Consider the following 19945-nt stretch of genomic DNA (forward strand, 5'->3'; position numbering starts at 1 on the left):
ATGAAAACTGGTAAAGAACTGAAACCCGGTACCGTGATCCGTCTCGAAAACGATCCTTGGCTGGTTCAGAAAGCTGAATTCACCAAGTCCGGTCGTAACAGCGCGATCATGAAGACCAAGCTGAAGAACCTGCTGACCGGTTACAAGACCGAGATCGTTTACAGCGCTGACGACAAACTGGACGACGTAATCCTCGACCGCAAAGAAGCGACCCTGTCCTTCATCAGCGGCGACACCTACACGTTCATGGACACCACCGACTACACCATGTACGAACTGAACGCTGAAGACATCGAAGCTGTTCTGCCTTTCGTTGAAGAAGGCATGACCGATGTTTGCGAAGCCATCTTCTTCGAAGAGCGTCTGGTTTCCGTAGAACTGCCGACCACTATCGTGCGCGTCGTTGACTACACCGAAGGTTCCGCTCGCGGTGACACTTCCGGCAAAGTCATGAAGCCTGCCAAGCTGAGCAACGGTACTGAGTTGCAAGTGGCTGACTTCATCGAAATCGGTGACCGCATCGAAATCGACACCCGCGAAGGCGGTTCCTACAAAGGCCGTGCTAAATAAGCACAGCCCCAGGAATGAAAAAGCCCGACCATTGAGTCGGGCTTTTTTTCGCCTTGGATTTGAAGATCAACTGATCGCAGCCCGGACGTTAAACGGTCACATGCAAACGCACTTCGACATTGCCACGGGTGGCGTTGGAGTACGGGCAGACCTGGTGGGCAGCTTCAACCAGGGATTGCGCATCGGCTTGTTCCAGACCTGGCAGGCTGATGTGCAGGTCGATGTCCAGGCCGAAACCGCCAGGAATCTGGCCGATGCCGACATGGGCAGTGATCGAGGCGTCGTTAGGGATGGTGCGTTTGGTCTGGCTGGCGACGAACTTCAGTGCGCCGATAAAGCAAGCGGAGTAGCCGGCTGCAAACAGTTGCTCAGGGTTGGTCGCCGCGCCGCCGGCACCGCCGAGTTCTTTCGGGGTGGCGAGTTTGACGTCCAGGACGTTGTCGCTGGAAACCGCACGACCGTCACGGCCACCGGTGGAAGTTGCGATTGCGGTGTAGAGAGTTTGCATGGTGTGAGCCTCATTCGGGTTTGGGTATTTTGCGCTAAATGTTTGCGCGCTAAGTAAGCGCGAGATGAATGTATCGCGCGAATATTTAGCGCGCAAGATAAATTTTTGAAAAAGTTTGGCTTGTGAGAGATGTCTTAGATGCGAATCGCCGCAGAGGCTTGGAATAGAGGGGTTTGTGCGGGTTGTGCAGGCGGGAAATTATTTGCGGCTTTTGAGGGCGCCTTCGCGGGCAAGCCTCGCTCCTACAAGGGGGAACGCATTCCAAATGTAGGAGCGAGCGGTGCGACGATTCGACTTGCCCGCGAAGAACGAAAACGCGGTCTAGCAAATGCCCCTAAAGACTGTCCTGCAAGTGGCTACGCAGCGCTTGAAGATCATTTTGCAGCTTCTTCAATTGCTCGATCGTCTGCCCGCTAGCCCCCAATATGCACTGCGGAATATCCCGAGCCTTGTCCCGCAACGCGCGACCCTGTTCGGTCAGTTCGACGATCACCACCCGTTCATCTTCACGGCTGCGAGTACGACTGAGCAGTCCTTCAACTTCAAGTCGCTTGAGCAAAGGGGTCAACGAGCCAGGATCGGTCAGCAGCCTTGTGCTGATTTCGCCTACGGTTAAACCATCCCGTTCCCACAACACCATCATCGCCAGGTACTGCGGATAGGTCAGGCCGAGCGCTTGCAGCAAGGGTTTGTAGACCTTGGTCATCAGCAGCGACGTGGAATGCAGGGCGAAGCAGACCTGATTGTCCAGCAGCAGGTGGTCGCAAGTGTCCGGGGTGTTGCTGTCGGTGGTCATTTCAAAGCCTTGATCTGTAATCGTCATGAATCTAGCGGGCGAATCTTTAATGCGCCAGATAATTATGGCTCAGTAGCCGGTCAGGTTGCCTTGCAGGGCCAGATCCCAAGGCGCAATCGGGCTGAAGCGCGTCTTCAGGTATTCGAGTAACAGGCGACTGCGGGAACTGGCCTGCTGCTCCAGACGCAAGGCGTAGATCCCGGCGGTTTCCGGGTTCGGCAGGCCGTTTTCACAGAACAATGGCAGCAGTTCGCCACGCAACAGGTATTCGCTGGCCAGCCAGGTCGGCAAATGCGCGATACCCAGCCCGGCCAGCGCACCGCAGACCAGCGCCTCGGCATTGTTGGCGCTCATGCGAATGCGCGCGGGCCGGTGCAACTGCATGCGCCCCTCTTGCTCGAAACGCCAGGCAAAGGGCGGGGCGAGGCCGTCCCAGTCGAGGCCGTCGTGTTCGCTCAGTTGGGATGGATTGGTCGGCACGCCCCGGCGCTTCAGATAGGCGGGGCTGGCGCAGGCGATGCGCACCATGTTCGCCAGCGGCGTGGCCACCAGCCGGGTGTCGGCCATCTGCCCGGCGCGTAGCACCAGATCGACCTTGCCCAGGTTCAAGCCCTGCATGTCGACGAAGCTGTCGATCAGGTGCAGTTGTACATCGAGGCCGGGGTACAGCATCAGAAAATCGGCAATGACCGGCGCCAGATGCCGGCGACCAAACGCGGCGGGCGCGTCCACTCGAATCAAGCCTTCGGGGGCGCTACTGAGAGAAACCGCTTCCGCCCGGGCCAGGCGCAGTTCGGCAACGATTCGCCGCGCGCGCTCGGCAAACGCCAGACCGGCCGGTGTCGCCCGGACGGCATGGGTGCTGCGCAGGAACAACTGACTGCCCACGGCGCTTTCCAGGCTATCGATGCGCCGAGCCACGGCCGAAGGCGTCAGCGGATGGCGCCGGGAGGCGGCGGAAAAACTCCCGGTTTCGAGCACATCGAGGAACAGCCCGAGTTGGTCGGTCAATTGATTGGGATTCATGGTTTACCAGCGCTTGTGCGAAATCGGCACAGCCATTGTGCGTTGCTATGCGTTTCCCCGCCAGGGCCGACTGCGTAGGATGAAACGCCTGACAAGAGGGAATAGACCTGTGCTTGAGTTTCTGCTGTACCTGATCTTCGGCGCTGCCTTGGGCACCCTGGGTGGTTTGTTCGGCATCGGTGGTGGCCTGATTGCCATTCCGCTGCTCGGGGTGTTGTGCGGTCTCGATCAACAGATCGCCCAAGGCACCGCACTGGTGATGGTGGTACCGAACGTGATGCTGGCGCTGTGGCGCTATCACCAGCGCAATCGCATCGAAATGCGCCACGCATTGCCGCTGGCGTCGATGGGGTTTTGTTTTGCCTGGATCGGTTCGATCTGGGCCGTGGGCATCGATGCGCAAACCATGCGCGTGGGATTTGTCGCGCTTCTGGTGGCGCTCTCGACCTACAACCTGGTGCGAATGTTTACCGCCAACGCACCGGCGACTTCGCAAATGCATTACTCCTGGCCATGGCTGGGCGTGCTCGGCGCGGCGTCCGGGACCATGGGCGGGTTGTTTGGTGTGGGCGGGGCGGTGGTGGCGACGCCGGTGCTGACCAGCCTGTTCGGCACCTCGCAGGTGGTGGCTCAAGGCTTGTCGCTGGCCCTGGCGTTGCCAAGCACCGGCGTCACCCTGGTGACGTACGCGGTGCATCATCAGGTGAACTGGATGATCGGTTTACCCTTGGCAATTGGCGGATTGATGAGCATCAGTTGGGGCGTGAAAATCGCCCACGCCATGCCGGAGCGGCTGCTGCGCGGGCTGTTCTGCGGTTTCCTGGTGTTCTGCGCGGTGATGCTCGCTCTTAAAGTTTGAAGCCTTCGACGATGTGCTCGGCCAGGCATTCGGTGATCGGCGACGGGTTGTGCAGGTTGCGCACCAGCATGATGCTGGCCTCGGGCAACATGGGCAGGTCTTCGGCGGCGCCGAGGATGCGCATGTCCGGGGTGATCAGGCTTTCCAGTTGCGCGGTCACCGCGAGGCCGGCACTGACCACGGCCATCAACGCCGAGAGGCTCGAGCTGTTGTAGGCAATGCGGTAATCCCGGCCCATGGCGTCGAGGGCATTGCACGCCCATAACCGGCAGAAACAATCACTGTTGAACATCGCCAGGGGCAACGGCGTCTGCTCGTGGGCGCTGAAACATTGCGCTTCGGCCCAGACAAAACGCTCCTTGCGCAGCAACTGGCCGATCTCGGTCCCCGGTTCGCGGGTGACGATCGACAAATCCAGGTCCTGACGCTGCAACAACTGCCTGGTCGACTCGCAATGCACTTCGATCTGGATCAGCGGATAGAATTTGGCGAACCGCGACAGAATCCCCGGCAGAAACCGCATCACATAATCATCCGGCGTGCCGATGCGCACCGTGCCGACCATGTGCGGTTCGCGCAGGGTATTGAAGACTTCGCTGTGCAGTTTGAGGATGCGCCGCGCATAGCCGAGCAGCACCTGGCCCTCGGCGGTCAACTTGACCTGACGCCCGTCGCGCTCGAACAGCTGGCGCTGCAACACGTCTTCTTCCAGGCGCTTCATCTGCATGCTCACCGCCGATTGCGTGCGGTTGACCAGTTCCCCGGCGCGGGTGAAACCGCCCAGGTCGGCGATGGCGACAAACGTGCGCAGTACATCGGTATCGATACTGGGGAACGCAGACATTCATCAATCTCCGAGATGTATGGCATCAGAAACATTCGTTGGATTGATCTTAGCTCCAGCGCGAGACTACAGCCATCCCTAAAGGAGGGCGACATGATGAAAGGTCAACACGAGCAGGTAACGGCAGAAAAATTCTCGATCCACGCGGTTTCCGATTTGCTGCACAAGTTTAGTCGCTGGTACGAACTTCACCGCGAACGTGAGCTGCTGGCGAGCTTGAGCGATGAAGCACTGAAGGACATCGGCGTCAGCCGTGCGGATGTCGAGCACGAATCGGTCCGGCCGTTCTGGGACGATCCGATGCATAAATGATGAGGCCATTGCTACACAAACCCCTCTCTGGTGAGGTAGGTTGCGAGCAGACAAGGAGATGCTCATGCCCGCAACGCTGTCCTTTTCCGTCAAACAGGCTCGACGTCTGGCACTGGCTGCACAAGGGTTCAACGGGCGCCAGCCGCCAGCGGCGATCAAACCGGTCCAGCTCAATCGCCTGATTGAACGGCTGGGCATTTTGCAGATCGATTCGGTCAATGCGTTGGTGCGTTCGCACTACCTTCCCTTGTTTTCCCGTCTTGGCAATTACTCATCCGACCTGCTTGACCAGGCAGCCTGGAGTCAGGGGCGGCGTCGTACGTTGTTTGAATATTGGGGCCACGAGGCTTCGTTATTGCCGCTGTCCATGTACCCGCTGATGCGCTGGCGCATGCAGCGCGCTACCCGCGGCGAAGACATCTACCAGCAACTGGCGAAGTTTGGTCGTGAACAGCAGGACACGATTCGCCGGGTACTGGGCTCGGTTGAAGAGCTCGGCGCATTGGGCGCCGGTAGCTTGTCGACCCGTCAGGAGCGCGCCGGTCCCTGGTGGGATTGGAGCGCCGAAAAGCATGCGCTGGAATGGTTGTTTGCCGCCGGTGAAGTGACCGTCGCCGGCCGACGCGGGTTTGAACGGCTTTACGATTTGCCGGAACGGGTGATTCCTTCGGCCGTTCTCCAACAGCCGTTGCTCACTGAAGCCGAAGCCCAGCGCGGTCTGTTGCTGCATGCCGCGAATGCCCTGGGTGTGGCGACAGAAAAAGACCTGCGGGACTATTTTCGGCTCAACCCCGGTGACGCCCGGCCGCGTTTGGCGGAACTGGTCGAGGCCGGTGAGTTGTTGAGCTGCGAAGTTCAGGGTTGGCGCCAACCGGCGTATTGCCTGCCCCAGCCCAAGGTCCCGCGCAAGGTCGAGGCCAGCGCCTTGCTGTCGCCCTTTGATTCGCTGGTCTGGGAGCGCAGCCGCACCGAGCGGTTGTTCGATTTCCGTTATCGGCTGGAGATTTATACGCCGCAGGACAAGCGGGTCTACGGCTATTACGTGCTGCCGTTTTTGCACAATGAGCGGATTGCCGCGCGGGTGGATCTGCGGGCGGAACGGGCGCTGGGCCGGTTGGCGGTGCATGCGGTGCACGAAGAAGAGCCGGGGCTGGATGACGCGGGGATGCTGGCGTTGGCGGTGAATTTGCGGCAGATGGCGGATTGGTTGGGGCTGGAGCGGGTGCAGTTGAATTGTCAGCGGGTGAGTGCTGGGCGGTTGCGGATGGCATTGGCGCAGATTGAGTAATTAGGCCTTAACCTGATCGTTCCCATGCTCTGCGTGGGAATGCTTCTAGGGACGCTCCGCGTCCAGTGACGCGGAGCGTCACGGGCTGCATTCCCACGCAGAGCTTGGGAACGATCACTGACTCAGCGGCGGACTTGTTTCAACGTCTCGGCAATCAAAAACGCCAATTCCAGCGACTGATCCGCGTTCATCCGCGGATCGCAATGGGTGTGATACCGGTCCGACAACCCATCCTCGGTAATCGGCCGCGCCCCGCCAATGCACTCGGTCACGTTCTGCCCGGTCATTTCGATGTGGATACCGCCGGCATAAGTGCCTTCCGCTTCGTGGACCTGGAAGAACTGCTTCACTTCGCCGAGGATCTGCGCAAAGTCGCGGGTTTTGTAGCCACTGCTGGCCTTGATCGTGTTGCCGTGCATAGGGTCGGAGCTCCACAGCACTTTCTTGCCTTCGCGCTCAACGGCGCGAATCAGCTGCGGCAGGTGATCGCCGACCTTGTTCGCGCCCATCCGCGCGATCAGGTTCAAGCGGCCCGGATCGTTGTCCGGGTTGAGCACGTCGATCAGGCGAATCAGGTCTTCCGGATTCATGCTCGGGCCGACCTTCACGCCGATCGGGTTGTTCACCCCGCGCAGGAACTCGACGTGGGCGCCGTCAAGCTGACGGGTGCGGTCGCCGATCCACAGCATGTGGGCCGAGCAGTCGTAGTAATCGTTGGTCAGGCTGTCGCGACGCACGAACGCTTCTTCGTAGTTCAGCAGCAGCGCTTCGTGGGCGGTGAAGAAACTGGTTTCGCGCAATTGCGGCGAGCTGTCCATGCCGCAGGCGCGCATGAAGGCCAGGGTTTCATCGATGCGATTAGCGAGGTGGCTGTACTTCTCGGCCAAGGCCGAGTTGGCGATGAAGTCCAGGTTCCACTTGTGCACTTGGTGCAGGTCGGCAAAACCGCCCTGGGCGAAGGCGCGCAGCAGGTTCAGGGTGGCGGTGGACTGGTGATAGGACTGCAGCAGGCGTTCCGGGTCCGGCACGCGGCTTTTTTCGTCGAAACCGATGCCGTTGACGATGTCGCCACGGTAGGCGGGCAGGGTCACGCCGTCGATGGTTTCGTCGTTGGCTGAGCGGGGCTTGGCGAACTGGCCGGCCATGCGCCCGACTTTAACCACCGGGCAGCCAGCGGCGAAGGTCATCACGATGGCCATTTGCAGCAGCACTTTAAAGGTGTCGCGGATTTTCGCGGCGGAGAACTCGGCGAAGCTTTCGGCGCAGTCGCCGCCTTGCAACAGAAACGCGCGGCCCTGGGTCACTTCGGCGAACTGACGGCGCAATTCCCGGGCTTCACCGGCAAACACCAGCGGCGGATAACTGGCCAGGGTTTGCTCGACCTGCGCCAAATGCGCGGCGTCGGGGTAGCGGGGTTGTTGCTGGATCGGCAAGGCACGCCAGCTGTCAGGGCTCCAGGGTTGGCTCATCACGGTCTCTAGTGTTTACGCACGGGCGCTTATGTTATCAGCAATTAGTGCGTGACCTGTTCCCGTCGCTTCGCGGACAATCGCGCCTTTGCCGCTTCATGTGGCGGCTTGTCGCGTTGCCGGCATCGGTGACGATCAGGAGACGAAATGACTGAGGAGCGCGTCGAGCATCTGCTCGCCGAGGTACAGGATGAGTTCGGCGTGATTCGCGTGCTGGAAGTGGCCGATTACCGTTTTCTCGAATTCGGCGATGCCATCGAGCAAAGCTGCGTGTTCACTGCTGACCCGAGCTGGCTGGAATACGACTACACCCGCGCCATGCTGATTGGTGCGCTGTGCCATGAACAGCCGGAAAGCGCGCTGTTCCTCGGCCTCGGCGCCGGCACGCTGACCCAGGCTTGCCTCAAGTTCCTGCCGCTGGAAGACGTCGAAGCGATTGAGCTGCGCCCCGACGTGCCGCGCCTGGCCATCGAATACCTGGGGCTGGATGATGATCCCCGGCTGTATATCCGCGTCGGCGATGCGCTGGACTTGCTGGAGACGGCTGAGCCGGCGGACCTGATTTTCGTCGACCTCTATACCGATGTCGGGCCGGGTGTCGGGCATCTGGCCTGGAGTTTTCTCGAAAACTGTCAGAAACGCTTGAATCCGGGGGGCTGGCTGGTGATCAACCAATGGGCCACCGATGACGGCAAACCCCTGGGCGCGGCGTTGTTTCGCGGGCTCTATCACCGGCATTACTGGGAACTGCCGGTGAAGGAGGGCAACGTGATCCTGATCGTGCCGTCGGAGCTGGATCAGGAACTGGACATGGACGGCTTGATCGCCCGGGCCGAAGGGCTGGCGCCGCGGTTGGGGTATTCGTTGTTGTCGTTGATCAAGGCGATTCGGCCGGCGACGTGAAGGCCGGCGGGGTCACTGTGGCGAGGGGGCTTGCCCCCGTTGGGCTGCGAAGCGGCCCTAAATGCTGCAACGGGGTCCGTCAGGTACACCGCGTTTGCCGCAACTGCGACTGCTGCGCAGCCGAATGGGGGCAAGCCCCCTCGCCACAGGTTGAGTGTCAGCAGCCTTTGAATACGCCGGGCCGCTTCTCGACCATCGACCGCACCCCCTCCTTGGCATCCTCACTGTTCAACAACTTCTTCACCATCGCCGGTAACGCCTGCGCCGCCGCGGTTTCTCCCTCATAACGCGCCTGTCTGGCCGACATCAATGTTGCCTGGACCCCCAGCGGTGCCTGTCGGGCAATGCGTTCTGCCAGTTCAATTGCCCTCGGCAGCAGATCCTCGCTGGCCATCACTTCTTGCACCAACCCCAGGTGCAACGCGTCATGGGCATCAAACTCATCACCGGTCAGCAGCCAGCGCATGGCGTTGCCCCAGCCGGCCACCTGATGCAAACGCAGGGTGGCGCCGCCAAACGGAAAGATCCCGCGCTGCACTTCCATCTGGGCAAATCGGGTATTGCTGGCGCACAGGTTGATGTCGGCGGCCAGCATCAGCTCGATGCCGATGGTCAGGCAATAACCTTGCGCGGCGACGATCACCGGTTTGCTCACCCTCGGTCCGGCGAACACGCCCCACGGATCGCAGCCGCCGGGCGGTGCCTGCCAGCCTTCGGCGAGTGCGGAACTGGCATTGATCAGGTCGAGCCCGGCGGTGAAATGCTCGCCGTGGCCGAACACCACCGCGACCCGCGCCTCGTTGTCGGCTTCGAACTCGCCGTAGGCCAGGCTCAGGTCGTTGAGCAGATCGAGGTCGAAGGCGTTGCGTTTGGCGACCCGGTCCAAGCCCAGCAACAACACATGACCACGTCGTTCGCGGCTGACACGACTGGAAACAGGCTGATTCATGAGGTATTTCCTCGGGCGGGAAGAAGGTGCCAGACCGAAGGTCCGGGTCATCAGGGTGAACCGTTTTAGCGCCATCGCCAGCAGGGCCGGGCCTTTGAAAAATAGACCGTTGCACGATTATCCGCAAAGCGTGTGACACAACGGCGTATGCGTCAGTTTTCCGACAAATAATGCTCCCTTTTTGGGCGAATTCCGGTATAGTGCGCGCCGGCCTTTAACCGGGCCGCGTTTAGGTAGCGCAATTCCCCGAAGTCAGCTTCGGCTGCACGTCCGCACAGCGGACTCTTCCTTGACGAATCTTTTTCATTCATTCGTTTTCGCAAATCCCCGCCGACAAAGCAGCCAGGGCGACTCTTGAGTCTTACACGGCATGCGCAGCTTTGGAGCATGGGTCTTTGCGGATGCACTTAGAGGCAGACCCATGACCCAGGAAACCGGCGGCTTCGCCGCTTTTAATCTTAATCCGAATATTCTTGCAGCCGTCATCGCGACTGGCTACGAAGAACCTTCGGCTATTCAGCAGCAATCGATCCCGATCATCATGGCCGGCCACGACATGATTGGCCAGGCGCAAACCGGTACTGGTAAAACCGCCGCGTTCGCTCTGCCAATCCTGCATCGCATCGATCCTGCCAAGCGCGAGCCGCAAGCCCTGATCCTGGCGCCAACCCGTGAGTTGGCGCTGCAAGTAGCAACCGCTTTCGAAACCTACGCCAAGCAAATGCCGGGCGTTACCGTTGTGGCCGTTTACGGCGGCGCCCCGATGGGCCCACAACTGAAAGCAATCCGTAATGGCGCACAGATCGTTGTCGCCACTCCGGGTCGTCTGTGCGACCACCTGCGTCGTGACGAAAAAGTCCTGTCGACCGTGAACCACCTGGTTCTGGACGAAGCGGACGAAATGCTCAAACTGGGTTTCATGGACGACCTCGAAGTTATCTTCAAGGCTCTGCCACCGACCCGTCAGACCGTATTGTTCTCGGCGACCCTGCCGCAGTCGATCCGTGCGATCGCCGAGCGTCACCTGCGTGATCCGCAGCACGTGAAGATCCAGACCAAGACTCAGACCGTTACCGCGATCGAACAGGCTCACCTGTTGGTTCACGCTGACCAGAAGACCTCGGCTGTATTGAGCCTGCTGGAAGTCGAAGACTTCGACGCCCTGATCATGTTCGTGCGCACCAAGCAAGCGACCCTGGACCTGGCCAGTGCCCTGGAAGCCAAAGGCTACAAAGCCGCTGCGCTGAACGGTGACATTGCTCAGAACCAACGTGAGCGCGTGATCGAATCCCTCAAGGATGGCCGTCTGGACATCGTTGTGGCGACCGACGTTGCCGCCCGTGGCCTGGACGTTCCGCGCATCACTCACGTGTTCAACGTTGACATGCCGTACGACCCGGAATCCTACGTTCACCGTATCGGCCGTACTGGCCGTGCCGGTCGCGAAGGTCGTGCACTGCTGCTGGTGACTCCACGTGAGCGCCGCATGCTGCAAGTGATCGAGCGTGTAACCGGTCAAAAGGTTGCCGAAGTTCGCCTGCCGGACGCACAAGCTGTTCTTGATGCCCGCATCAAGAAACTGACCAACAGCCTGTCGCCACTGGTGGCTGATGCCGAATCGACTCACGGTGATCTGCTCGATCGCCTGACCGCCGACATCGGTTGCACCCCGCGTGCCCTGGCCGCTGCACTGCTGCGCAAAGCCACCAACGCTCAGGCGCTGACCCTGGCTGCGATCGAGAAGGAACGTCCACTGGTGCCGAACAACGCACCGCGTGGCGATCGTCCAGAGCGCACCGGTGATCGTCCGGACCGTGGTGATCGTGAGCGTCGCGCTCCGGTTCCATTGGCCGAAGGCCGTGCTCGTTGCCGTACCGCGCTGGGCGCGCGTGATGGCATCGCTGCCAAGAACCTGCTGGGCGCTATCCTGAATGAAGGCGGTTTGGCTCGTGAAGCCATCGGTCGCATCCAGGTGCGTGACAGCTTCAGCCTCGTCGAGCTGCCGGAAGATGGTCTGGAAAAACTCCTGACCAAACTGAAGGACACTCGCGTTGCTGGCAAGCAGTTGAAGCTGCGTCGCTATCGCGAAGATTAATCCGCTCTTGAGCTGATTGATCGCACATAAAAAATCCCCGACTGGTTCGGGGATTTTTTTTGCCTGATCGTTCCCACGCAGAGTGTAGGAACGATCAGTTAACCAAAGCGATAAATATCCATGCCCAAGGCACCCATGGTGAACCCCTGGTGCGCAATCCCGAATTCGCCCCCGGCCCCGCGGGCAAAGTACAACGGCAGCAAGTGCTCATCACTCGGATGATTGCGCACCGCGCTTGGCGCTTGCTGACGATAATCGTGCAATGCGGCTTCATCGTTGGCGGCAAGCTTTTCAATCATCCAGTCGCGAAAGGCCTTGGCCCACGGCTCGACACTTTCCGGGCCGGCATGCCAGTCCAGTTCACGCAGGTTGTGGGTGATGCTCCCAGAGCCGATCAACAGCACGCCGTGCTCGCGCAGGCTGGCCAGCGCATGGCCGACACGGGTTTGCAGGGCCGGGCCGCCACGGGTTGGCAGTGAGACTTGCACCACCGGGATGTCGGCCTGGGGGTACATCAATGACAGCGGCACCCACACCCCGTGATCGAACGGGCGCTTGGCATCGATGCGCGCCGGCAGGTCATTCGCCTTGAGCAGCTCGACCACCTCGGCCGCCAGCTGCGGGTCGCCCGGCGCCGGGTATTGCACCTCAAACAGCGCCTTCGGAAAACCGCCGAAGTCATGCCAGGTTTCTGGCTGGGGGTTGCCGCTGATTAATAGCTCATTACTTTCCCAATGCGCAGACACAATCACGATGGCTTTTGGCCTGGGCATTTCTGCCGCCAGGCGCGCCAGGGCGGGACCGCTGGCGCCCGGTTCCAGTGCCAACATCGGCGAACCATGGGATATGTAGAGGCTGGGGAACATGAAAGAGCTCCTGAGGGGTAAGATGGCGTCATCTTCAGTCAGATCATTGATCTAAATCTAATATAAGTTTTAGGGTCTTTTGATCGAATTTTCGGGATTAATTATGCAGCCGGAGTTTTGGCACAAGCGGTGGACGTCGAATCAGATCGGCTTTCACCTGCCGGAAGTGAATCCATATCTGCAACGGTACTGGCCGCAACTGGGCCTGGAAGAGGGCGCGCGCGTACTGGTGCCGTTATGTGGCAAAAGCCTGGACCTGCTGTGGCTGGCAAAATGCGGTCACGAGGTATTGGGCATCGAATTGTCGGAAAAGGCCGTGGAGGACTTTTTCCACGAGCATCAATTTGACCCGGACGTGAGCGACCAGGGCCCGTTCACGGTCTATCGCGCCGGCTCGATCGAAATCTGGTGTGGTGATTTCTTCGCCCTGACCGCCGGTGATGTTGCCGATTGCAGCGCGCTGTATGACCGCGCGGCGTTGATCGCCTTGCCACCGAAGATGCGTGAGCAATACGCCGAGCATCTGAAGCGGATTGTGCCGAAGGACTCCCTGGGGCTGTTGATTACCCTGGATTACGAGCAGGCACAAAAGGACGGACCGCCGTTTGCCGTACTGGACGATGAAGTGCAGCGGTTGTTCGGGGCAGCCTGGAAATTGAAGATTCTGGAAGATCAGGATGTGCTGGGCGAGAGCTGGAAGTTTATCGAAAGCGGTGTGACGCGGCTTGAAGAGCGGGTGTATCGCTTGGTGAGTTGATTCAAAAAGCAGTAGACACAAAAAAGGGGCGATCAATCGATCGCCCCTTCGTGTTTCTGCGCAGGACTATCAGCCCCGGCGACGCAACGCGTCAATACGCTCTTCCAGCGGCGGGTGGCTCATGAACATGCGGGCGAAGCCCTGTTTGATGCCACCGTTGATGCCGAATGCGGTCAGGGTGTCCGGCATGTGCACCGGCATCCCTTGTTCGGCCCGCAGGCGCTGCAGGGCGCCGATCATTGCGCTGGTACCGGCCAGGCGTGCGCCGGCTTCGTCGGCACGGAACTCGCGTTTGCGCGAGAACCACATGACGATCGAGCTGGCGAGGATACCCAGCACCAGTTCGGCGATGATGGTCGCCACGTAGTAGGCGATGCCCTGGCCTTCTTCGTTCTTGAAGATCACCTTGTCGACAAAATTGCCGATGATCCGCGCGAAGAACATTACGAAGGTGTTCACCACGCCCTGGATCAGCGCCAGGGTGACCATGTCGCCATTGGCCACGTGACCGATCTCGTGGGCCAGCACGGCTTTGACTTCATCCGGCGAGAACCGCTCGAGCAGGCCCTGGCTGACCGCGACCAGCGCGTCGTTCTTGTTCCAGCCGGTGGCGAAGGCGTTGGCCTCGTAGGCAGGGAAAATCCCGACTTCGGGCATCTTGATCCCGGCTTCGCGCGACAGTTGTTCGACCGTTTGCAGCAGCCATTGCTCGTGACGGGTGCGCGGCTGGGTGATGATTTGGGTACTGGTGCTCATCTTCGCCATCCACTTGGAGATGAACAGCGAGAACAGCGAGCCGGCGAAACCAAAGACCGCACAGAAAATCAGCAGCTGATTGAGGTTCAGATCAACCCCGTTGGCCGCCATGAACCCGTTGAAGCCGAAAAGGCTCAGGGTGATGCTGGCAATCAGCACGACCGCCAGGTTAGTGGCCAAAAACAGCAGAATGCGCATCATGGTTGTAGAAATCTCCTCATGCTTAAGATGTAGCGTACTGCGGGGTATATAAGGTGCTGCACCGTGCTATTCAACCGAGTGACTATTTCAAACTGTGTCCTACAGCAACAGTTTAGCCGCGTGCAGGCAATTTCCGACGCTGATGCAGGACGTGGTTGTCAGTCGATGGACGACGCGGCCCCCGTCTTTGTTAGACGCGAGCAGGAAATCGGCGAACAGGTGGTGGTGACGGCAAGGATGGGCGGCAGGGCGCAGAGATGTGTTGCTGAATCAATCACCGTGCGACCCGGAACCGAGTCGCACGGTGTCCGTCAGCTTACTGGCGGTAAGTCTTGAGGAAGTTGCCGATCCGGCCGATGGCCTGATCCAGTTCGTCCACCCGGGGCAGGGTGACCACACGGAAGTGATCCGGCCACGGCCAGTTGAACGCCGTGCCTTGCACCACCAGCAGCTTCTCGGACAGCAGCAGGTCGAGCACGAACTTCTCGTCGTTGTGGATCGGGCAGACTTTCGGGTCGATGCGCGGGAAGGCATACAACGCGCCCATCGGCTTGACGCAGCTCACGCCCGGGATGTCGTTGAGCAATTCCCAGGTGCGATTACGCTGTTCCAGCAAGCGACCTTGCGGCAACACCAGGTCATTGATGCTCTGGTAGCCGCCGAGTGCGGTCTGGATCGCGTGCTGACTCGGTACGTTGGCACACAGGCGCATGTTCGCCAGCATGTCGATGCCTTCGATGTAGCTCTGGGCGTGGTGTTTCGGCCCGGAAATGGCGATCCAGCCGGAACGGAAACCGGCCACGCGGTAGGACTTGGACAGACCGTTGAAGGTCAGGCACAGCAGGTCCGGCGCCAGGGACGCGGTGCAGATGTGCACGGCGTCGTCGTAGAGGATCTTGTCGTAGATTTCGTCGGAGAACACCACCAGGTTGTGCGAGCGGGCCAGTTCGAGCATGCCCAGCAGCACTTCCTTCGAATACACCGCGCCAGTCGGGTTGTTCGGGTTGATGATCACCAGCGCCTTGGTGTTCGGTGTGATCTTGGCCTTGATGTCGGCCAGGTCCGGGAACCAGTCGGCGCCTTCATCGCACAGGTAATGCACCGGGTTGCCGCCGGCCAGGCTGACCGCGGCGGTCCACAGCGGATAGTCGGGGGCCGGCACCAGCACTTCGTCGCCGTTGTTGAGCAGGGCCTGCATCGACATCACGATCAGCTCGGAAACGCCGTTGCCCAGGTAGATGTCTTCGATGCCGACGCCTTCGACCTGCTTCTGCTGGTAGTACTGCATCACGGCTTTACGCGCGCTGAACAGGCCTTTGGAATCGCTGTAGCCCTGGGCGGTCGGCAGGTTGCGGATCACGTCCTGGAGGATTTCATCCGGCGCTTCGAAACCAAAGGGCGCCGGGTTGCCGATGTTCAGCTTGAGGATGCGATGGCCTTCCTCTTCCAGGCGTTTGGCGTGCTTGAGCACTGGGCCGCGAATGTCGTAGCAGACGTTGGCGAGCTTGTTCGATTTGCTGACCTGCATGGCGATGTGTTCCCGAAAATGAACGATCCAGGCGGCGTGTGAACGACCGTACTGGGAATCCTGCGTATTCACACAGGCCTGACGCCTGCGATGGCGACACTCATAATCCGTTTGAATGCGCGGTGTCTGGCTGCCAGACTGGCGTTTGACGAGGCGCAATCATACGTGCCGCCCGATCCTTGGAAAAGGTACAGATCGGGCTTTTTCAGCTGCTGAGGTGTGACGATGGAAAAGTTGGATAAAACCCTGGAAGAATGGAAGGCGATGCTCGACCCGGAGCAGTACAACGTTTGCCGCCTCAAGGGCACTGAGCGTCCGTTCTCCGGCAAGTACAACGACAGCAAGGTCGACGGCGTTTACCACTGCATCTGCTGTAACGAGCCGTTGTTCGATTCCAGGACCAAATTCGATTCCGGCTGCGGCTGGCCGAGCTTCTACGCGCCGATCGGCGACAGTGCGATGGTCGAGATCCGCGACGTCAGCCACGGCATGATCCGCACCGAAGTGGTCTGCGCCAAGTGCGATGCGCACCTGGGCCACGTGTTCCCGGATGGCCCGCCACCGACCGGTTTGCGTTATTGCATCAACTCGGTGTGCCTGGACCTGGTTCCCCGCGGATAACCCGAATCCCTCTGCTGTAGGAGCAAAGCTTGCTCGCGATGGCGTCTTAACATTCAACAATGATGTTGACTGATCCGACGCTTTCGCGAGCAAGCTTCGCTCCTAAAGGTACAGGTACAGGTACAGGTACAGGTACAGGTACAGGGATTGGCGTGGGTTCTATTGATTTATTAAATTGCACACAATTCAATTGCTCGCTATGTTCAACGCTTCTTCCATCCTCTGGAGCCCGAACCATGAGCGACAACCTGCTGAGTATCCCGGTGACCACCATCAAGGGTGAACAGAAAACCCTGTCCGACTTCGCCGGCAAAGCCGTGTTGGTGGTCAATACCGCCAGCAAATGCGGCTTCACCCCACAGTACAAAGGTCTGGAAGCGCTGTGGCAGACCTACAAGGATCAAGGGCTGGTGGTGCTCGGCTTCCCCTGCAACCAGTTCGGCAAGCAAGAGCCGGGCAATGAAGGGGCGATATCCGAGTTCTGCGAGTTGAACTACGGCGTCAGCTTCCCGCTGTTCAAAAAGATCGATGTCAACGGTTCCGACGCCCATCCGCTGTTCGTGCAACTGAAAAAGCGCGCACCGGGCCTGTTGGGTTCCCAAGGCATCAAGTGGAACTTCACCAAGTTCCTGATCGGCAAGGACGGCCAGTTGGTCAAGCGCTTCGCCCCGGCCACCAAGCCGCAGGACCTGAGCGCCGAGATTGAAGCCCTGCTCAAATGAACAGCGTGTCCGCCGATTCGCTGAAGCTCGACAGCCAACTGTGCTTCAAGCTGTATGCCGCTTCCCGGGCGGTGATTCGTGGCTACAAGCCGATGCTCGATCAGCTCGGCCTGACCTACCCGCAATACTTGGCGATGCTGGTGTTGTGGGAATGGCAGGAAGCGGCTCCGCAGCAGCCAACCGTCAAAGCCCTGGGTGAACGCCTGGCGCTGGATTCCGGCACGCTCACGCCGTTGCTTAAACGGCTTGAGCAACTGCAACTGGTCCAGCGCCAGCGTTCGGCGCGGGATGAGCGTGAGGTGCACCTGAGCCTGACGCCAGCCGGCCTGACCTTGCGCGAGCAGGTCGGGCCGCTCAAGGCGCGCCTGCTCTGCGACAGCGGCGTTGATCTCAATCACTTGAATGAACTGCGCGAGGGCCTTGATCAGCTGTTGGGGCAGATCAAAGCACTGTCGTAGTCGGTATCCACAAGTCGAGCAGGGCGGCCAGTTCTTCCCGGCGGAAGGGTTTGGCCAGGTAGTCGCTCATGCCCGCCGCACGGCAGCGCTCGCGTTCTTCGGACATGGCGTTGGCGGTCAGGGCGACAATCGGCAGCTGCGGCCAGCGCCCGCTGCGGCGGATGTGCCGACTGGCCTCGTAGCCGTCCATCACCGGCATGTTGCAGTCCATCAGCACCAGATCGAATTCACTCAGCTCCAGCTGATCCAGGGCTTCGGCACCGTGAGCCGCGACAATCACCTCGCAACCGAGTTTGCCGAGCATGCCCTTGGCCACCAATTGATTGACCGGGTTGTCCTCCACCAGCAACACCCGACCGCGGCGTTGAGGGGTGAGGGCGTCGAGGCGGGCGTCGTTGATTGTGCTGGTGTCCGGTTGCAGGATCCGGCGCAATGTCTGATAGAGCGCGTTACGTGCCAATGGCCGCGCCTGTTGCTGCAACGGCGCCAGGGCCGCGGCTTCTTCGCTGGGCATGAAACTGCCATAAGCGGTGACCAGCAGGATCGGTGCGCTGAGCGTGGTACGCAGGCCGAACAGGCATTCCGGGCAGTCAGTGATCAACACATCCGGTTCCAGGCCGAGCAAGGAATCCTCGATGGAGCGCTGCTGATAGTCGAGCCCCCATAACGGCAACAACCCTTTCAACAGTTCCGCCAGGCCACTGCTGGCGGCCGTAATCGCGATGACCTTGCCTTGCAACGGCTGCGGCGCGATGGCGCGGGTGTGGGCGGGCAACGGCAGGTCAGCGCAGAACTGGCTGCCGAACCCGGCTTCGGAACTGATCGTCAACCGTCCCTGCATGGCTTCGCAGAGGTTGAACGTCAGCGCCAGCCCCAGCCCGGTGCCGCCGAATTGCCGGGTAATGCCGGCGCCGGCCTGGGTGAAGGGCTGGAAGATTTTCACCTGGGCGTCCTGGGCGATGCCGATGCCGGTGTCGCAGACCTCGATGCGCACGCCGTCCTCAAAGGTGGACAGCCGCACATCGACCCGCCCGAAACGGGTGAACTTGAGCGCGTTGGACAGCAGGTTGCTGACAATCTGCCTGACCCGGGTCGGGTCGCCCAGCACCAGGGCCGGAAACTGCGGATCGATCAGGCAGGCCAGTTCGACGCTGGGCGCGGCGTTCTGCGACAGCAGGTTGGCGGTGTCCTCGATCAGCGAGCCGAGGTCGAACGGAATGTGTTCGAGCTCCAGTTGGCCGGCATCGAATTTCGACAGGTCGAGAATATCGTTGAGCAGCTCCACCAACACCTTGCCCGAGTCATGGGCGATGGACAGCTGTTGCTGTTGTTCGGCATTCAGCGGTCCATCGAGCGAGAGCGCGATCATCCCCAGCAGGCCATTGAGCGGCGTGCGGATTTCATGGCTCATGTTGGCCAGGAACGCCGAGCGTGCTTCGGCCATGTCCAGGGCCGTCCGGCGGGCGACTTCCAGTTCCTCGTTGGATTGGCTGAGCCGGGTGTTGATCGCCTTGAGTTCGGCAGTGCGGGCCGAGACGATATTTTCCAGTTGCCCGAGGTAATCGGTCAGGCGATTTTCGGCGTTGCGTCGTTGCTGGATTTCGGTGGCGATGTTTTCGAACTGTTGATTGGCGACCTTGACCAACACGCCGATTTCATCGTTTTCATGCCCCGCCGGGTACTCCAGCCACGTCGGTTCCGCGCTGCGCGGATCACGGCCGCTGAGTTCGCGGATAACCCGCACCAGTGGCTTGGTCAGCATCACGTAGAACAACGCCAGCAGGATCCCGGTCAGGATCAGGCTGCGGGCGAACCCGTTGAGCAGCGTCACTTCGGCCCGGCGCAGGAAACGGCTGCCGAAGGCATAGGTGTCGACCTCCAGTTGCAAGGTGCCGAGGGATTCGGCAGGCAAGTGGTCGAGGTAGAGGCGGTCTTCGAACTGGCGGTTGGCGCCAAACAGGAAGTCGCTGATCAGCCGATAACCGTCCTGCTGGCCCTGGCGTTTGACGCTGGCGAGCACGGTATTGTTGTTGTCGGTCAATTGCGCGCTGATGATCGCTGGCGAGCGCAGCAGGCCCATGGTCAGTTCCTGGGCGAGCTCGGCGTCGATGTTGTAGGCGATGCGTGAGGCCGGGTTGTGGCTGATTTCCAGCAAAGACAGTATTTCACGGTTGATGGAGGCGTCTTCGCTGGCATAATCGATGCCTATTTGCACCAGACTGAGCAAGGTGCCCAGTATGAAACCGACCAGCACAGTGAGCCGGGCTTGTTTGTATGAAAGCCGGTGGGTGAACTTGATATCCATGGGGTGTTGAACCACTTCCGTTTCCCTTCGCTGCTCAAGCATAGTCGATCATGCATGGATACCGATGTTCCCGCACCGCCCCAGTTTGAGGGGGCCGGTTGATGTAAGTTGC

At 60.2% G+C, this 19945-nt stretch carries 20 protein-coding genes; 10 read left to right on the forward strand and 10 right to left on the reverse strand.

Features of this window, described 5'->3' with window-relative positions:
* Window positions 1-570 (forward strand): elongation factor P, encoded by a 570-nt coding sequence (locus FQ192_RS20150; RefSeq protein WP_032626910.1) that lies wholly within the window; start codon window positions 1-3, stop codon window positions 568-570.
* A gap of 88 nt (window positions 571-658) precedes the next feature.
* Here FQ192_RS20150 and FQ192_RS20155 read toward each other — a convergent pair whose 3' ends face one another.
* The 3 genes from FQ192_RS20155 to FQ192_RS20165 form a co-directional block, all read right to left on the reverse strand.
* Entirely contained in the window at window positions 659-1078 is a 420-nt protein-coding gene (locus FQ192_RS20155) for an organic hydroperoxide resistance protein (protein WP_149660127.1), read from the reverse strand.
* Window positions 1079-1412: 334 nt separating this feature from the next.
* Window positions 1413-1874: a MarR family winged helix-turn-helix transcriptional regulator gene (locus FQ192_RS20160; protein WP_149660159.1), complete on the reverse strand. Its 462-nt coding sequence runs from the start codon at window positions 1872-1874 to the stop codon at window positions 1413-1415.
* A gap of 69 nt (window positions 1875-1943) precedes the next feature.
* Window positions 1944-2900: a LysR family transcriptional regulator gene (locus FQ192_RS20165; RefSeq protein WP_149660128.1), complete on the reverse strand. Its 957-nt coding sequence runs from the start codon at window positions 2898-2900 to the stop codon at window positions 1944-1946.
* Between the two features lie 109 nt (window positions 2901-3009).
* Here FQ192_RS20165 and FQ192_RS20170 point away from each other — a divergent pair, with 109 nt between their 5' ends.
* Entirely contained in the window at window positions 3010-3759 is a 750-nt protein-coding gene (locus FQ192_RS20170) for a sulfite exporter TauE/SafE family protein (protein ID WP_149660129.1), read from the forward strand.
* Here the strand turns inward: FQ192_RS20170 and FQ192_RS20175 are convergent.
* A complete protein-coding gene (locus FQ192_RS20175; protein ID WP_149660130.1) occupies window positions 3749-4603 on the reverse strand; it encodes a LysR substrate-binding domain-containing protein in 855 nt (284 codons plus the stop codon). The genes FQ192_RS20170 and FQ192_RS20175 overlap by 11 nt on opposite strands.
* A 96-nt stretch (window positions 4604-4699) precedes the next feature.
* Here FQ192_RS20175 and FQ192_RS20180 point away from each other — a divergent pair, with 96 nt between their 5' ends.
* Entirely contained in the window at window positions 4700-4915 is a 216-nt protein-coding gene (locus FQ192_RS20180) for a DUF1127 domain-containing protein (protein WP_149660160.1), read from the forward strand.
* Window positions 4916-4979: 64 nt separating this feature from the next.
* On the forward strand, window positions 4980-6203 hold the full coding sequence (locus FQ192_RS20185; RefSeq protein WP_149660131.1) for a winged helix-turn-helix domain-containing protein: 1224 nt from the start codon (window positions 4980-4982) through the stop codon (window positions 6201-6203).
* 122 nt (window positions 6204-6325) lie between these two features.
* Here the strand turns inward: FQ192_RS20185 and FQ192_RS20190 are convergent, their stop codons facing one another.
* A complete protein-coding gene (locus FQ192_RS20190; protein WP_149660132.1) occupies window positions 6326-7672 on the reverse strand; it encodes a class II 3-deoxy-7-phosphoheptulonate synthase in 1347 nt (448 codons plus the stop codon).
* Between the two features lie 147 nt (window positions 7673-7819).
* On the opposite strand from FQ192_RS20190, the gene FQ192_RS20195 reads away from it, so the two are divergent.
* Entirely contained in the window at window positions 7820-8575 is a 756-nt protein-coding gene (locus FQ192_RS20195) for a spermidine synthase (RefSeq protein WP_149660133.1), read from the forward strand.
* 157 nt (window positions 8576-8732) lie between these two features.
* Here the strand turns inward: FQ192_RS20195 and FQ192_RS20205 are convergent, their stop codons facing one another.
* Window positions 8733-9524 (reverse strand): crotonase/enoyl-CoA hydratase family protein, encoded by a 792-nt coding sequence (locus FQ192_RS20205; RefSeq protein ID WP_149660134.1) that lies wholly within the window; start codon window positions 9522-9524, stop codon window positions 8733-8735.
* A gap of 421 nt (window positions 9525-9945) precedes the next feature.
* Between FQ192_RS20205 and FQ192_RS20215 the strand changes: the two genes are divergently transcribed.
* A complete protein-coding gene (locus FQ192_RS20215; protein ID WP_054052043.1) occupies window positions 9946-11619 on the forward strand; it encodes a DEAD/DEAH box helicase in 1674 nt (557 codons plus the stop codon).
* A 98-nt stretch (window positions 11620-11717) separates the two neighbouring features.
* On the opposite strand, the gene FQ192_RS20220 is transcribed toward FQ192_RS20215, so the two are convergent.
* The gene (locus FQ192_RS20220; protein ID WP_149660135.1) at window positions 11718-12485 is read right to left on the reverse strand and encodes a class III extradiol ring-cleavage dioxygenase; all 768 of its coding nucleotides are present in this window, start codon (window positions 12483-12485) and stop codon (window positions 11718-11720) included.
* A gap of 103 nt (window positions 12486-12588) precedes the next feature.
* Between FQ192_RS20220 and FQ192_RS20225 the strand changes: the two genes are divergently transcribed.
* A complete protein-coding gene (locus FQ192_RS20225; protein WP_149660136.1) occupies window positions 12589-13242 on the forward strand; it encodes a thiopurine S-methyltransferase in 654 nt (217 codons plus the stop codon).
* Window positions 13243-13311: 69 nt separating this feature from the next.
* Here FQ192_RS20225 and htpX read toward each other — a convergent pair whose 3' ends face one another.
* Window positions 13312-14199: a protease HtpX gene (gene htpX / locus FQ192_RS20230; protein ID WP_149660137.1), complete on the reverse strand. Its 888-nt coding sequence runs from the start codon at window positions 14197-14199 to the stop codon at window positions 13312-13314.
* A gap of 316 nt (window positions 14200-14515) precedes the next feature.
* Window positions 14516-15727, reverse strand: a complete 1212-nt coding sequence (locus FQ192_RS20235) for a pyridoxal phosphate-dependent aminotransferase (RefSeq protein WP_054052048.1) — start codon at window positions 15725-15727, stop codon at window positions 14516-14518.
* A 225-nt stretch (window positions 15728-15952) separates the two neighbouring features.
* On the opposite strand from FQ192_RS20235, the gene msrB reads away from it, so the two are divergent.
* The 3 genes from msrB to FQ192_RS20250 all read left to right on the forward strand — a co-directional run bounded on the left by msrB (window position 15953) and on the right by FQ192_RS20250 (window position 17528).
* Window positions 15953-16348, forward strand: coding sequence for a peptide-methionine (R)-S-oxide reductase MsrB (msrB, locus tag FQ192_RS20240; protein ID WP_149660138.1), 396 nt, complete (start codon window positions 15953-15955; stop codon window positions 16346-16348).
* Window positions 16349-16584: 236 nt separating this feature from the next.
* On the forward strand, window positions 16585-17070 hold the full coding sequence (locus FQ192_RS20245) for a glutathione peroxidase (protein WP_149660139.1): 486 nt from the start codon (window positions 16585-16587) through the stop codon (window positions 17068-17070).
* Window positions 17067-17528, forward strand: a complete 462-nt coding sequence (locus FQ192_RS20250) for a MarR family winged helix-turn-helix transcriptional regulator (RefSeq protein WP_149660140.1) — start codon at window positions 17067-17069, stop codon at window positions 17526-17528. The genes FQ192_RS20245 and FQ192_RS20250 overlap by 4 nt, the downstream gene beginning before the upstream one ends.
* On the opposite strand, the gene FQ192_RS20255 is transcribed toward FQ192_RS20250, so the two are convergent.
* The gene (locus FQ192_RS20255) at window positions 17512-19833 is read right to left on the reverse strand and encodes a response regulator (protein WP_149660141.1); all 2322 of its coding nucleotides are present in this window, start codon (window positions 19831-19833) and stop codon (window positions 17512-17514) included. The genes FQ192_RS20250 and FQ192_RS20255 overlap by 17 nt on opposite strands.
* Between the last annotated feature and the right edge of the window lie 112 nt (window positions 19834-19945).

Source organism: Pseudomonas sp. ANT_J12, from assembly GCF_008370045.1.
Classification (GTDB): Bacteria; Pseudomonadota; Gammaproteobacteria; order Pseudomonadales; family Pseudomonadaceae; genus Aquipseudomonas.

Bases quoted from the DNA above. Each gene is read 5' to 3' on its own strand.
- FQ192_RS20150 (WP_032626910.1), top strand. From the start codon at position 1: ATGAAAACTGGTAAAGAACTGAAACCCGGTACCGTGATCCGTCTCGAA.
- FQ192_RS20155 (WP_149660127.1), bottom strand. From the start codon at position 1,078: ATGCAAACTCTCTACACCGCAATCGCAACTTCCACCGGTGGCCGTGAC.
- FQ192_RS20160 (WP_149660159.1), bottom strand. From the start codon at position 1,874: ATGACCACCGACAGCAACACCCCGGACACTTGCGACCACCTGCTGCTG.
- FQ192_RS20165 (WP_149660128.1), bottom strand. From the start codon at position 2,900: ATGAATCCCAATCAATTGACCGACCAACTCGGGCTGTTCCTCGATGTG.
- FQ192_RS20175 (WP_149660130.1), bottom strand. From the start codon at position 4,603: ATGTCTGCGTTCCCCAGTATCGATACCGATGTACTGCGCACGTTTGTC.
- FQ192_RS20180 (WP_149660160.1), top strand. From the start codon at position 4,700: ATGAAAGGTCAACACGAGCAGGTAACGGCAGAAAAATTCTCGATCCAC.
- FQ192_RS20185 (WP_149660131.1), top strand. From the start codon at position 4,980: ATGCCCGCAACGCTGTCCTTTTCCGTCAAACAGGCTCGACGTCTGGCA.
- FQ192_RS20190 (WP_149660132.1), bottom strand. From the start codon at position 7,672: ATGAGCCAACCCTGGAGCCCTGACAGCTGGCGTGCCTTGCCGATCCAG.
- FQ192_RS20195 (WP_149660133.1), top strand. From the start codon at position 7,820: ATGACTGAGGAGCGCGTCGAGCATCTGCTCGCCGAGGTACAGGATGAG.
- FQ192_RS20205 (WP_149660134.1), bottom strand. From the start codon at position 9,524: ATGAATCAGCCTGTTTCCAGTCGTGTCAGCCGCGAACGACGTGGTCAT.
- FQ192_RS20215 (WP_054052043.1), top strand. From the start codon at position 9,946: ATGACCCAGGAAACCGGCGGCTTCGCCGCTTTTAATCTTAATCCGAAT.
- FQ192_RS20220 (WP_149660135.1), bottom strand. From the start codon at position 12,485: ATGTTCCCCAGCCTCTACATATCCCATGGTTCGCCGATGTTGGCACTG.
- FQ192_RS20225 (WP_149660136.1), top strand. From the start codon at position 12,589: ATGCAGCCGGAGTTTTGGCACAAGCGGTGGACGTCGAATCAGATCGGC.
- htpX (WP_149660137.1), bottom strand. From the start codon at position 14,199: ATGATGCGCATTCTGCTGTTTTTGGCCACTAACCTGGCGGTCGTGCTG.
- FQ192_RS20235 (WP_054052048.1), bottom strand. From the start codon at position 15,727: ATGCAGGTCAGCAAATCGAACAAGCTCGCCAACGTCTGCTACGACATT.
- msrB (WP_149660138.1), top strand. From the start codon at position 15,953: ATGGAAAAGTTGGATAAAACCCTGGAAGAATGGAAGGCGATGCTCGAC.
- FQ192_RS20245 (WP_149660139.1), top strand. From the start codon at position 16,585: ATGAGCGACAACCTGCTGAGTATCCCGGTGACCACCATCAAGGGTGAA.
- FQ192_RS20250 (WP_149660140.1), top strand. From the start codon at position 17,067: ATGAACAGCGTGTCCGCCGATTCGCTGAAGCTCGACAGCCAACTGTGC.
- FQ192_RS20255 (WP_149660141.1), bottom strand. From the start codon at position 19,833: ATGGATATCAAGTTCACCCACCGGCTTTCATACAAACAAGCCCGGCTC.